Genomic DNA, 12657 nt, shown 5'->3' with positions numbered 1-12657 from the left:
GTAATAGTTCTCTTAGAAAGGCATGCTGGCTTGCAGCCAGAACCGGTTCATCGTGAGCGAGCCGTCCTGGTCTTCGCCGGTGCTCGTCGGATTCGGATTGCGGCCGATGCGCCGCGAAACCGTGGCCTGCAGAGTCAGGCCAAAACTCGCCGTCCAGCTGGCGCTCAGTCCCCCGCCCTTGAGATCGGCCGTGTTGTCGGCGACCCCTCCGAGGATGTCGTTGTCCTTGTTGATGCGGACCCGGCCTGCGTCGACGAAGGCTGTCATGCCGAAGTTCGCGGGCAGGCGCGCGCGCACTTCGAGATTCAGCAGCATTCCCTCGGAACCGCTGCCCTCGTCCTGTGGATAGGCACGCACGCCGGCGGGACCGCCTAGATAGAACTTCTCCGAGGAGTCGAGATTCTTCGAGGCGGTCTGGCCGGAAAGATTGGCGTACATCGAAAAGCGATCGGTCAGCACCTGCAGGCGCGACAGGGAGTAACGCACCTTGTTGAAGCTGCCGGCGGTGCGCGTGGTCAACGCGTCGATCGATTCGTTGGGTGAACCGCCGAGATCGATGCGACCGCGTACCAGTGCAAGGCTCGCGGTGTTCGAACCGCCGCCCAGCCACGAGTCGAACGAATTGGCATACAGGCCGAGCGTCGCCGTCTGTGCCGAGTACTTGGTCGTCGTGATGCCGGCCGAAGAGTTGTCGAATTGCTTGTCGTCGGCGTTCAATCCGAGATAGACGTTCTTGAGCCGCGATCGCAACAGTGGATAGCTGGCCTCGAGGCCGACGGTGTCCGAAGTTCCGTGCGCGTCGAGCGCTGTGAAGTCGCTCGTGACGATGTCGTAGGTGAGATGCGAGGCATTGGCGCCGACGCGGATGCCGCGGCTGCCGACCGGCAGCGAATATCCGACACGCTGGTAATCGCTGCCCTCGCTATGGAGCAACAGGCCGTCGGCCCGATCGCCAATGTGCAGCGGACCATTCAGGCTGGCCGCCGCGATGAGGCGTTCCTCGCCGGTGAAACGCGAGCCGGCATCGTCGACGGTCACATTGCCGCTCACGGCCGGACCGTCTTCGAGCGCGATCACGAGGTCGGATTCCGCTTGATATCGGCCCGGGGCCAGGCGGCCGGTCGCAAGCACGCCGGGCAGATCGTTGATCAGCAACAGTCCGCGATCGAGTGCGCGCACGTTGAGCGGCGCCCCCGCGGTCTGCGCGGTCGTGATGATGTTCGTCAGGCGCGCGGCGGAGACGCGCGTTCCTCCGCCTTCCACGTGCACCGCGCCGAAGGTCGCCTCGATGATCTGGATCGTGACCGACCCGTCGGTAATCTCCTGCTTGGGCAGATAGGCGCGCACTACCCAGCCCGCCTGCCGGTATGCGTCGGCCACCGCGACGGCGGCGTCCTGCAATTCCGAAAAGCCGATCGGACGACCGACGAACTTCGCGACGGAAAGCGCGAGCTGCGGGCTCGCCAGCAGCGTGTTGCCCGCGAAGCGGAATTCGGTGACCGTGACCGTAGCGCCGCCGAGCGATTGCATCGGCGCCGGCGGCACGAACATCGGCGCGGCTTGCTGTGGCAGCGGTTTACGTTGCTGCTGCTCTATCTGCTGCAGCACCGAGCCGGCATCCGGCGCAGTTTGCGCGACTAGATAGCCAGGACACAGCAACACGGCTGCGATGACCAAACAGAATTGTCGGCGCAGGTAATGCGAGGCGAGGCGCGTGCACATGTCGATCTCTCCGCCGCGAATGACGAATTCGCGTTGCGCCTGTTGCGCAGGTTTGGGCCGATCCCGAGCCCATACTGTTAGCGACACCCCGATTTCCGGCGGCGGGCCTTAGATCAACGGCCATGAGCCCCCGTACATGAAACATGTACGGGGACCTGCCCGGATCGTATCGACCGACATGGCGGCGCCGCGCATGAGTACTTCACGCATTGACAAATTCGATTTACCTTAGGGGATTGCCTAGTTAGACGCCCGGCGAGCAGAAGCGTCGAGTCGGCACGTATTCGTCGGCGAGCGCGGCAAGACCTTGCCGCAGCGGGGCGATTTTCAGAAGTCCTGCGCCGCCTGCAGCAAGGCGACCATCAACGCGTTCATCGGCGCCTCGATGCCGTGTCTGCGTCCGAGGCGGACGATCACGTCGTTGCGCGCGTCGATTTCCATCGGCCGACCCGCGCGGCGGTCGGCGAGCATGGAATTCGCCGCGTCGCGCGGCCCGCGCCGCATGCGTTCGATGATTTCTTCCGCGATCGCGTCATCGAGCGTCGCGCCCTGCGCGCGGCCGACCGCGATGCACTCGCGCACGATCGCCCGCATCACGTCCGCCACCGCTTCGTGATGCACAATCCCGGCTGGTTTTAGCAACGCGGCGCAGACGGCGCCCGCGCTGTTGAGGCAGAGCTTCTTCCAGGCAGCGGTCGTGAAGTCGGGCGACTCGACGACATCGAGATTGAGCCCGCCGAACAGGCCGACGAAAGCCGCGCCATTTTCGCCCGCCGGCACCACGATGTGGATCGGTCCGCGCTGCGTCACCTTGCCCGGCGCGGTGCGGTCGGCCGGCACGTCGATCATGACGGGCAGGATGCGTTCGCGCGGCAACCACGCCAAAAAGCGCTCGACGTGTTCGACGCCGTTCTGGATCACGGCGACGCGCGTCTGTGGCCCGCAGGCAGTCTCGAACCAGGTGGCCGCCGCCGCGCTGTCGTACGCCTTGGTGGCGACAAGCACCCAGTCCGCGGGCTGCGCGTGCGATTTGTCCGTGAGCACTCTCGGTGACGCGACAACGACGCGATCCGGCGTCGTGACTTCAAGCGTCTCGAACCGCGTACGCGCGGCGACCGAGACTTCATTGCGCGGATTCTGGGAAAGCCAGGCGGCCAGCGTGGCGCCGATCGCGCCCGGACCAATCAAAGTGATCGACGGCATGCGCGAATGATATTCGCTGCCGCCAGACTCGACTGGATATTTTCAGCCGGTGGCGTCGCTGGCGCGATCCGCCACGATGCTGGTGGCGCTCCTCGCGCCTGGCCCGGTTTCGCTGGCCGGCTTTGCATGGCGCCCGCCATCCGCGCGTGCGTAGCGAATCGAAGTCACTGTCGCGCCCCATCCAGATGAGCAGGCTTGCGGAGTAGTTAGCTATCCGATTTTTCGGCGAGCTCGAGCACCGTCCCCAGCTTTTCGTGCGGGGCACGTCCCCGAGATACGCCAGTGCCGCGACGCCCCAGCCGAGCGCATCGGACCCGCGCTCCACCCGACGGACAGCCGGTGCCGCCCGCGGGGATCGCGGATTTCAGCACTGACGACATGCCCTTCGGGAATGTCTGCATGACGAGCGGTGATTTCCACGCGCTGCGCAATACGCGGAAAGTCGCGCGCTGCAACATTCCCCCACCCGGAGTTTCCCGCCCATGCCTGCCGTTCGAAGTTCGTCGTTGTTCCAAAGCGCTGCTGCCGTCCTGTCTATCGCGTTGTTGTTGAGTCACCCAGCCAGCGCGGCCGAAAGCCCGCTGCGCACACATTTGCAGGCCAAAGCCGCCGCCATCGAAGCGCAGAAGGCCACTGCCCAACAGCCGCAGGCCATCCACGCCACCGTGACGGCCGAAAGCCGTTCCGGCGTGCGCCGCCTGCGCCTCGGCGACAACGGCAAATTCCAGTACCTCAGCGACAGTGGACGTGGTTACGCCGGTTACAACCTGGGTGCGGGTTCCTGGGATTCACTGGTCGGCACGCTGGCCAGCGCGGTGGCCGACGAATATCTGGTGCAGGCCGCGGTGCGCAAAGTGCCGCTGGATTCGCTGGATATCGTGTTCACCAGCATTCCCGAACGCAAGAGCGCAACCCTCAGCTACCCCAACAATCTTTCCTACGTGGCCTACATCGACTCGCCCGCAAGCGATGCCGATCTCGAAGCGTTGAAGAAGGCCGTGCACGAAAATTCGTCGGCCATCGATCTGGTGACGAAGGCGCAGAACGTCAGCCACGCCACGGTGGAATACAAGCACACGTCCATCGTGCGCGACCGGAATCTGCCGCCGGGCCTGCGCGATTTCATCGTCGAGGAAAAAATTCCCGCGGTGCAAGGGCGCCGTCAGCAGCCGCGCGAAACCAACGCACCGGCCACACCACCCGCGCAGCCGCGTGGTCTCGTGGCGCACACGCACGTGGAACCGCAAACCGGATTGCGCCAGACGTTTCTGGGCGAAGACGGCTATCACCTGCAATTGCATGACAGCGCTCCCGGTCTGCTCGGTTACGGTCTCGCGCCCACGGTGGAAGAGCATCTGATCGGTGTCACCGGCACCTGCCTGACACACATCTTCGAAGTGCAGGCCGCCACGCGCAATGTGCTGATCGATTCGCTGGAACTCACCGTGGATGCGGACCTCACGCCGCGCTTCGGCAAGGGCGTCACCTCACCGGCCCGCTACAAGAACATCCGCTACAACGTGAAGATCGAATCGCCGGAAAGCGAAGCAACCATCGACGGGCTGCGCCAGGCGGTGGAAGCCACCTGCCCGTTGTACAACCTGGTCAAGGACGAACAGAAGCTGGAGGGAAAGATCGTCCACTCCGCCTACAAAGAGGTGAAGTGAGATGAGCGCGCCTCCTTCACGCACGTCGTTGGCTTTGTACGCCTTGTTGATAGGCGGTGCGGCGCACGCAGCCGACGTCGACGACGGCAGCGCCGAAGAACCGCTGGAAGAAATCACGGTCGTCGGCTCGCACATCGCGAACGGCGGCGCCGCCGAGGCGCTGTCGGTCGCGACGGTGGACAAGGCGGAGATCGAGTCCATCGGCGCAACCAACGGCAACGAACTGTTCCGCAGCCTGCCGCAATTCGGCGATGTCGCCTTCACCGAGAAGTCGTCGACCAACCAGGGGCGCAATTCAAACGCGCCGCGTGGAGATGTCGGCTCCATCAACCTGCGCAATCTCGGTTCGGTGTACAGCCTGCTGCTGGTCAATGGCCGCCGCACGGTGCAACACCCCATCAGTTCCGGCGCAACGACTTCCTACAATGCGAATGCGATTCCCACTTTCGGCCTGAAGAGCATCGACTTGCTGCTGGATGGTGGCGCGGCCGTGTACGGCTCCGATGCCGTCGCGGGCGTCGTCAATCTGGTGACCCAGAGCAATCTGGAAGGTGGCGGCGTCAAACTGGAGTTTGGCTCGGTGGAGTCCGGCCACCGTGAAGATGCTTCGCTGGAAGGTTTCTTCGGCAAGGACTTCGCCGATGGCCGCGGCAACATCTCGGTGCAGTACGAATTTGCGAATCGAACCGCCCAACTGAACTCCGACCAGTGGTTCACCGCGACGGACGGTCGTCGTCAATTGGAAGACGGCACGTTCGTCCTCGATCCGACCGCCACGCCGTTCGTGCAGACCTTCGGCAATACCGCGTGGGGCACCTTCCAGAGATTCAACAATGGCGTGGCGGTGGGCCCTACCTACTACGTGAACCAGGCCGGACAGCTGGTGACGGGTACGCCGCCCACGTCCCTGCGACCGGATACCCGTGCCGAGCCGGGCGTCACCGAAACGCCGGCGGTCAAGCGCGGCAATCTTTTTGCCACCGCCCGTTACGATCTGACCGACAAGCTGCAGTTGTTTGGCGAGCTCGCCTACTACAAGTCGGAATCCGAAGCGAAACTCAGCGGTGAATTCGTCACGCTGGGAGGCGTCAACAATTTCATCTACGTCCGGCCGGATGCGTATTGGGTACCCGAGACGCTCCGCGACGGCGCGGACGCGATCCGTCTGACTAACTACTATGTCGGGGACTACGGGCTGCGCAGCCTCGACGTGGATAACGACCAGTCGCGCGCGTTGGCGGGATTACGCGGCAGGACCGACGGTGGCTGGCGCTGGGAGAGCGCGTTGCTGTATTCGCGCGCCCGCACCTCCGACGTGCAGGAAGGTGGACTCGCGACGGCTTTCGAGGAAGCGGTCAATCGCACGGATGCGAGCGCCTATAACCCGTTCAACGGCGGCAACCCGGACAACCCGCGCATCGGCGATGCCACGCCTTCGGATCCCGATTCGTTCATCCAGCCCACGACGCGCGAAGGCACCAGTGAACTGGCGCTGTGGGATTTCAAGGTCGACCGGCCGGACGTGCTTCACTGGTATGCGGGCGATATCGGCGCGGCGGCGGGCGTGGAATACCGCTACGAGAGCCGTTTCGACAATCGCGACGAGAACGTCGACGGAACGGTTCAGTACATCGATTGGTACACCGGCAAAGTGGCCGAGAGCAATTTCCTCACCCACAGTGCGTCGCCGGACATCCGCGGCAGCCGCAACGTGAAGTCGCTGTTCGCCGAGCTCGCGGTGCCGCTGGTGTCGCCGGAGCATGGCATTCCGCTGGTCAAGTCATTCGACGTGCAACTGGCGGGCCGCTACGAGGATTACAGCGATGCGGGTCACATCGCCAAGCCGAAACTGGCCGCCGCGTGGAGAGTGATCGACAGCTTGTTGCTTCGCGGTTCGGTGAGCGGCGGGTTTCGTGCCCCGGGCCTGGAGCTCGCGAACTCCGGCACGATCTGGCGCTTCGGCGGCAGTGCCGATCCGGTCCGCTGCGTCGCGCTGGTGAGACGCGGCGTCTTCACCAACTACAACACCTGCATCAGCAACGCGCTGGTGTCGTACCAGACCAATACCGCCACCACGTACGGTGACGACGTCAAACCGGAAACCACCAAACAATCTTCGTATGGATTCGTGTTCGAGCCGGAATTCCTGCCCGAAGGTGCGGGGCGCTTCAGCCTGGGCGTCGACTTCTGGAAAGTGGAAGTGGAAAACCCGATCGGCGCCATCGGTTCGGGCAACGAGCTGTTGTACGACGCCTATCTACGTGTGGTGCAAGGCACCAGCAATCCGTTGGTGGTCCGCTCTGCGCCGACGGCGGCGGACATCGCGCAGTTCGCGGGATCGGGTATCGACCCCGTGGGGGCATTCGAGTACGTGGAGACGACCTACGGAAACCTGCAGCCTCTGACGGTCTCGGGCGTGGATTACAACCTCAGCTGGCGTTCCCAGGATGGCGCGTGGGGGAAATTCGCGGTGCTGTTCAACGTCAGCCAGCTGAAGGACTACACCCAGGAGAAATCCCTCGCGGAGCAGGCTATTGCTGCCGCCATCGCCAGCGGCGAGCTCGCCATCGTGGCGCAGGGCCTGGGCGCCGCGAACGAAGTGGGCCTCAATGGCCAGAAGCCGGAATGGCGTGCCAGCGCGGCGCTGATCTGGAATCGCAAGGACTGGACCGTACGTCTGCGCGACAACTACATCGGCAGCGTCTACTCCGGTGCCTACAGCGACGGCACGCCTTACAAGGTGGACGCGACACATCGCTGGGCGTTGTCGGTGAAAAAGGCGTTCAGCGAAGGATGGTTCGAGGGCACCGCGGTGGAAGTGGGCTCGCGCAACCTGTTCGACGAAGAGCCGCCGCTCGGAGCAACGCCTGCCAGCACCGGCAGCAACTATCTATCCTCGCTGCACGAATCCTTCGGCCGCTATCTCTATCTAGACGTCAGCAAAAACTGGTGAGCTTGATGAAAACGAATGCACTTGAATTGAAACTATCCAGACTCGTTGCTGCGTTGCTGTTCGCAGCAGTGCTGTCTGCCAGCGGCGGTGCGGCTACGCAGACGCCGGGTGTTTCCGACTTCAAAAGCCAACATGCGGCCTGGGTGAAGGAACGTGAAGCCGAACTGACGCAGCCCGATGGCTGGACGAGCTTGATCGGTCTGCATTGGGTGGAAGGCAAGCAGCAAACCGTGGGCGGCGCCGAAGGCAGCGGCATTCGTTTGCGCATTGCTCCGGACAAGCTGGGCAAGGTGGAACAGCGAGATGGAGCGCTGTTCTTCACGGCAGAGCCTGGAGCCGGCGTCACAGTGGATGGCAAACCGTTGCAAGATGAAGTGCAACTGACACCCGAGGGGCGAGCCGGAGGTACGAAGCTGGGGTACGACGGTGGCAAGGGTCAGATCACCGTCATTGATCGCAAGGGCAAACTCGCGTTGCGCGTTCGTCACGCGGATTCGCCGGACCGGCTGCATTTCAAAGGGCTGGAAGTTTTCACGCCGGATGAACAATGGCAGGTGAAAGCGGCGTTTGTCGCGCATCCGCCGGGTACGACCATTGCCATTGCCAACATCATCGGCGACGTCAATGAAAGCCCGAATCCCGGCTACATCGAGTTCGAGAGAAACGGAAAAAAGTGGCGACTCGAAGCCACTGGCGATCCGTCCAAGGGACTGAGCTTCGTATTCAAGGATGGGACCAGCGGTAAGGAAACCTATGGCATCGGACGGTTCCTCAAGACCGGGCCGGTGGCGGCGGACGGCACGGTGGTGGTGGATTTCAACCGCGCGTACAACCCGCCCTGCGCGTTCACTGAATACGCGACTTGCCCGCTTCCGCCGAAGGAAAACTATTTCGCGCTGAAGGACGAAAAGGGTGAAACGGTTCGTCTGGCGGTGCTGGCCGGCGAGAAGAAATACGGCGCGGGGCATTGAATGGAAAGCACTGCAGCGTCTGTGGCGAGGCACGCCGTTGAGTAGATTGGCGCTTTGTTTATGCCTGGTGCTGACGGCTGGCGCTTCAGCTCATGCCGCCACTGCGCAGACGCCGTCTTTGCAGGTGACGACGCTCGAAGGGAAATCGTTCGACCTCGCCGAGCATCGCGGCAAGTGGGTCGTCGTGAACTGGTGGGCGACGTGGTGCGTGCCGTGCATCAAGGAATTGCCGGAGATCTCCACCTTTGTCGCGGCACACAAGGACAAGGTCGTCGCCATTGGCCTTGCGTTCGAGGACAGCGACAAGGCGGACATCGTGGAATTCTTGAAGAAGCGCCCGATTGCGTTTCCGGTCGCGCAGGTTGATCCGCTTGGTCCGGCCAGGAGTTTCGGTCCACCGCTGGGTTTGCCTAACACGTACGTGATTGCGCCGGACGGCCGTGTTGCAAAGGAGTTCCTGGGACCTATCACGGCCAAGGATCTGGACGCGGTCATCGCCGCAACGCCGTGACTGTTCGGTTGTTCTGAGCGTCCAAGATGTGCACACAGCCATGGGCCATGGCAGCAGTCTGGACCGTTGTGAGCTAATCGGCGAGCGTTGCCCCTCGTGTGCCACAGCTTGGGCAGACCATCACAGTCTTCTTGCCGCCGACTGAGCCGAGTAGCACGCCGAACACCATGAGCAGAAGGCCGGGAATAACACCAAACGGCAAGGCGCATAGACCGATGACAAAGAGCATTGCGCCTAACACGCCACCTACGCTTGCGAACTTCCTAACCTGAGTCGCTACCAGCGCAACATTGCACTTTGGACATGCGGCCACACCCGGCGCGGGTCTCGGTGTTGCAACCTCGGCCCGAGGTTTCCCGGTAAGGTCGCTTCCGCAGAACCGGCACTTTATCGCCTCTGCGCGTATGGTCTCGGCACAGTACGGGCATTTCTTTTCGTCGTTCATGCTACCTCCTCCCAGAGGCGGTCCGGCAAAGCTGCCGGCCTAACATCCTTGTGTCACGAGCCGCCCAGTTCTCTCACCTTGGCAATCAATATAGTGAAGCGAGGAAATGGCTTGTTTATGGTGCCGGCTGCAGGGATCGAACCCGCGACCCCCTGATTACAAAATGGAGGGGGTGAAAAGGGCGGGCGGAGCGAAGAACGTAGACGATTGATTTTGTTGGATGGATTTGACGTCAACAATCGCGAGCTCACATGGCATCCGTTGCATTTGTCACGACTGAGCACGACGAGGCAGGCCTAAGTCCCGCAAAACTCCCGCGAGCACCTGTCTTTTTGTGGCGCCCCTGCGACGCCATCAAGGATCTTGGCATTTCTTAAATTTCTTTCCAGAGCCGCAAGGACAAAATTCATTGGCAGAGCGTCGCATGCGCTTGTGGAACAGTGAAGAAGTACTTCATGTGTGGCCGGGGTCCGCTTCGTCGTCCCTTGCGATGTGCGACTTTGTTAGCCTCTCAAGGCTGACCTTTTCTACAACAAGATGCTCGATTTGCAGGCCCAGATTCACGTAGGCGGCGCTGTAGTCCTCCCATGTAAGGGGGCGCGAGTCTAGGCCCGTTATTCCTCGTGCATAATCGAACAGCCGGTGCACGCTGGCATAGAGTTGGCCGTCGAGGCGCAAGCCGCGCAGTGCGTCAAGCTGCCTCAACGGGATGGTGTGGGCGGGATGGTGGTAGAAGCGCTCTAACCGTGCGGCCCGGACTTGCAGCCACATCAGCGTCTCAGACAGTTGTTCTCCGGCTGCATCGTCAGCGTGGCGGATGCAGTTCGCAAACACCTCCCTGTACTCATCTGGTGGCGCAGGGAGCGCGCCCTGCGGCAAATTGTTCCAACCCTTCATGTGAACGGCGGCGCTCGCACTCAAATAGCTAGTGAGCTTGCTAAGCGTGTCGGGGAGGAACGCCCGCGCAGCCCTGAAGTCTCGCGCGCTCTGCCTGTTCTCTTTGTACCGGGTGATCTGGAATGCGATCACGCTGGCAATCAGCGCGAGCATACCGACGTTCAAACTCTGCCAGCGGTCCCAAATGCCTTGTACGGCGTTCCACTCGAATCCGCTTTGGATCACCGGGATCACGACCATGCACAAGAAGTACGTGGCGATGGCAGGCCAGCCAATCCAGTACAGCAGAGTTATGAGCCTGTCCGCTTTGAGCAGGTCGAGACGATTCATCTTCGGCATTGTCGACAGACCCCCGGATTATTCAGACTTGCACCCACTCAATACTGCTCAGCAATTCTCTTGATTGTGAACGGGCGCCGCATTTTCACCAGCTCTGTCATGTATTTGCTCCCGAGAATCACCGTGATGCAGCGCCGGCCAGCGTCCGCGCAGCACGCCTGTTCACAGACTTATCCATGGCTTGCATGATAATCATCCACGGCGTGAATGAGCATCACAGGGTCGGTGCAGCCTAGCGTCCCATTCTCGGGATCTCAGCAGCGACCCAGTCCATCGATCTGGACTCAACTCCCTAACACGAACCTCGCCTGTTCACGCCGCAGCATCTCGTACGGCGTGACGAAATGAATTCCCAACCCCAGACAGGCGTTCGGTATCTTGATCTTCCGAGCGCTCTCGGCCGGCACTTCATGCGTCACAACGGTGAAGCTATGTGCCAAGGCATGCGCGACCAACCAATAGTCTGCGACCTGCAAGAACGTAGCGACTGCAGCTGGTTCGTACCTCTGCGTAGTGGCCCATGTACTCACCGTAGTCAACGCAGGAATGACCGAATTATCGGGTGGAACAAAGAACCCATCGCCCTGCAGATCTGCCCATACCGACAACGTGTCCGTGCCCGCCAACAGTTCGCCGCCGACTTTCTCGATACTGAATAGTGTGCCGGTCCCGTTTGCTTTCTGGAGCCAGTCCCAAAACGCCGGACAGAAGTCGAACCCGTAGTGCAGGTTCTTGGCCTGTATGAAGACGTTTGCGTCCAGCAAGTACGGCATTAGAGAGGGAAATTCAGGCTGCGGCCAAATTCATTGAAGGTTTCTGTTTTCGCGATCCCCAGCATTCGGAAGGCATCGCGGTAGAGAGTTCGACCCTCCAAGGTGCTTTCGATCAAGGCGCGAGCGAAACGCCTGCTGACTCTGGCGATGGTGGTTCGATAGAAATCGCCGCCGCTACCGCGCACGATCTCAGCGATGCGCGCGATCTCTTCGCGGTATGCCGCGAAGAAGGCCGCATTCGTCAATCGCCCAACGTCCAACAGCCGACGAAGAATAACGAGAGTGCTGACCTTGAAGCGTCGCGCGAGCCGATCCAAGGTCTGCCGCAATTCTTCGCCGGCGACAAGCTCCGCTCGGAACACATCGAGAGGCACTAGCAATTCGGCAGCGACTTGATTGCACCACGTCTCAACTTCGTTTTGATTCGTCGCAGCAGGAATCGAAGCTGCCGTGCTATCCGACAACGCAGAGGCCTTCAGCCAGATGTGGGCAAGCTCGTGAGCCAGCGTGAACATCTGCGCTGCCTTGGAGTCGGCGCCGTTGATGAACACTAGCGGCGCCTGGTCGTCAGCGAGTGCGAACCCCCGAAATTCATCAGGATCAAGATGGCGTCGATTGTTGTTGAGGACCACACCGCTGACCATCACGAGCACACCCGTGCGGTCAGCCTGATCGATAAAGCGCCTAAGCGCCTCCGTCCACGTCGGACAATCGCGACGTTCGTCGATATTGAATCCTAGAGTGGCGCGCAGCTGCGCGGCAGCTTCCCTGGTTGGCGTCCGCGTCGTGACAGTCCCAACGAAAGGCAGCACTGGTTGGCCCGTGACCTGAGCGAACTCTCGATACCAAGACTGACGTTCCTGGCAGACATAGATAGTGTCGAGGAGATTCGGACTAGGCCGCACAACGGAACGTCCCGCCATAGTGCGGAAATCTGGAATAGGCAGCGGTTCAGCGGGTGGCTCCGAAAGAAAGAAATAGCCGATCGGTGCGTGGGTTGCCCGCGCGAAATTCTCCAACTGTTTAAGCGTCGGCTCGACCTCTCGGCTCTCCCATTGGCTCAGCTTGGGAAAGCGAGCTTCGAGCTCTGGAACCTCGAGCTGAGCGCGCGTTCGCGCCCAGCGAAGAAGATCCGGATTGACAGCTACGCGCATGATGGGTGGCATTTAACCACGG

Annotated in this window: 11 protein-coding genes; 4 read left to right on the top strand and 7 right to left on the bottom strand. The window is 61.7% G+C overall.

Annotated features, from left to right (window positions below; all coding sequences use genetic code 11):
- Positions 1-12: 12 nt before the first annotated feature.
- The 3 genes from WDO72_14435 to WDO72_14425 all read right to left on the bottom strand — a co-directional run bounded on the left by WDO72_14435 (position 13) and on the right by WDO72_14425 (position 3093).
- Positions 13-1722, bottom strand: coding sequence for a ShlB/FhaC/HecB family hemolysin secretion/activation protein (locus WDO72_14435; protein ID MEJ0086875.1), 1710 nt, complete (start codon positions 1720-1722; stop codon positions 13-15).
- Between the two features lie 327 nt (positions 1723-2049).
- On the bottom strand, positions 2050-2925 hold the full coding sequence (locus WDO72_14430; protein MEJ0086874.1) for a 2-dehydropantoate 2-reductase: 876 nt from the start codon (positions 2923-2925) through the stop codon (positions 2050-2052).
- Positions 2926-2967: 42 nt separating this feature from the next.
- A complete protein-coding gene (locus WDO72_14425; protein MEJ0086873.1) occupies positions 2968-3093 on the bottom strand; it encodes a hypothetical protein in 126 nt (41 codons plus the stop codon).
- Between the two features lie 314 nt (positions 3094-3407).
- Here WDO72_14425 and WDO72_14420 point away from each other — a divergent pair, with 314 nt between their 5' ends.
- The 4 genes from WDO72_14420 to WDO72_14405 are packed head-to-tail and all read left to right on the top strand — an operon-like array spanning position 3408 to position 9027.
- Complete coding sequence (locus WDO72_14420) at positions 3408-4592, top strand: OsmC family protein (GenBank protein ID MEJ0086872.1); 1185 nt, start codon at positions 3408-3410, stop codon at positions 4590-4592.
- 1 nt (position 4593) lies between these two features.
- Positions 4594-7545 (top strand): TonB-dependent receptor, encoded by a 2952-nt coding sequence (locus tag WDO72_14415; GenBank protein MEJ0086871.1) that lies wholly within the window; start codon positions 4594-4596, stop codon positions 7543-7545.
- Between the two features lie 5 nt (positions 7546-7550).
- The gene (locus tag WDO72_14410) at positions 7551-8516 is read left to right on the top strand and encodes a DUF1684 domain-containing protein (protein ID MEJ0086870.1); all 966 of its coding nucleotides are present in this window, start codon (positions 7551-7553) and stop codon (positions 8514-8516) included.
- Positions 8458-9027 (top strand): TlpA disulfide reductase family protein, encoded by a 570-nt coding sequence (locus WDO72_14405; protein MEJ0086869.1) that lies wholly within the window; start codon positions 8458-8460, stop codon positions 9025-9027. The genes WDO72_14410 and WDO72_14405 overlap by 59 nt, the downstream gene beginning before the upstream one ends.
- Positions 9028-9100: 73 nt before the next feature.
- Here WDO72_14405 and WDO72_14400 read toward each other — a convergent pair whose 3' ends face one another.
- The 4 genes from WDO72_14400 to WDO72_14385 form a co-directional block, all read right to left on the bottom strand.
- Entirely contained in the window at positions 9101-9472 is a 372-nt protein-coding gene (locus tag WDO72_14400) for a hypothetical protein (protein MEJ0086868.1), read from the bottom strand.
- 453 nt (positions 9473-9925) lie between these two features.
- On the bottom strand, positions 9926-10699 hold the full coding sequence (locus WDO72_14395) for a hypothetical protein (GenBank protein MEJ0086867.1): 774 nt from the start codon (positions 10697-10699) through the stop codon (positions 9926-9928).
- 293 nt (positions 10700-10992) lie between these two features.
- Positions 10993-11481 carry a DUF4411 family protein gene (locus WDO72_14390; protein MEJ0086866.1) on the bottom strand — a complete coding sequence of 163 codons (489 nt, stop codon included), beginning with the start codon at positions 11479-11481 and terminating at the stop codon, positions 10993-10995.
- The gene (locus WDO72_14385) at positions 11481-12647 is read right to left on the bottom strand and encodes an ImmA/IrrE family metallo-endopeptidase (GenBank protein ID MEJ0086865.1); all 1167 of its coding nucleotides are present in this window, start codon (positions 12645-12647) and stop codon (positions 11481-11483) included. Before WDO72_14385 ends, WDO72_14390 begins: the two co-directional genes overlap by 1 nt.
- Between the last annotated feature and the right edge of the window lie 10 nt (positions 12648-12657).

It is taken from the genome of Pseudomonadota bacterium (genome assembly GCA_037200975.1).
In the GTDB taxonomy this organism is placed as follows: Bacteria; Pseudomonadota; Gammaproteobacteria; order Steroidobacterales; family Steroidobacteraceae; genus CADEED01.
The sequence above is the reverse complement of the archived record's forward strand: the minus strand, read 5'-3'. Positions and strand labels throughout refer to the sequence as shown.

Bases quoted from the DNA above. Each gene is read 5' to 3' on its own strand.
- WDO72_14435 (MEJ0086875.1), bottom strand. From the start codon at position 1,722: ATGTGCACGCGCCTCGCCTCGCATTACCTGCGCCGACAATTCTGTTTG.
- WDO72_14430 (MEJ0086874.1), bottom strand. From the start codon at position 2,925: ATGCCGTCGATCACTTTGATTGGTCCGGGCGCGATCGGCGCCACGCTG.
- WDO72_14420 (MEJ0086872.1), top strand. From the start codon at position 3,408: ATGCCTGCCGTTCGAAGTTCGTCGTTGTTCCAAAGCGCTGCTGCCGTC.
- WDO72_14415 (MEJ0086871.1), top strand. From the start codon at position 4,594: ATGAGCGCGCCTCCTTCACGCACGTCGTTGGCTTTGTACGCCTTGTTG.
- WDO72_14410 (MEJ0086870.1), top strand. From the start codon at position 7,551: ATGAAAACGAATGCACTTGAATTGAAACTATCCAGACTCGTTGCTGCG.
- WDO72_14400 (MEJ0086868.1), bottom strand. From the start codon at position 9,472: ATGAACGACGAAAAGAAATGCCCGTACTGTGCCGAGACCATACGCGCA.
- WDO72_14395 (MEJ0086867.1), bottom strand. From the start codon at position 10,699: ATGAATCGTCTCGACCTGCTCAAAGCGGACAGGCTCATAACTCTGCTG.
- WDO72_14390 (MEJ0086866.1), bottom strand. From the start codon at position 11,481: ATGCCGTACTTGCTGGACGCAAACGTCTTCATACAGGCCAAGAACCTG.
- WDO72_14385 (MEJ0086865.1), bottom strand. From the start codon at position 12,647: ATGCCACCCATCATGCGCGTAGCTGTCAATCCGGATCTTCTTCGCTGG.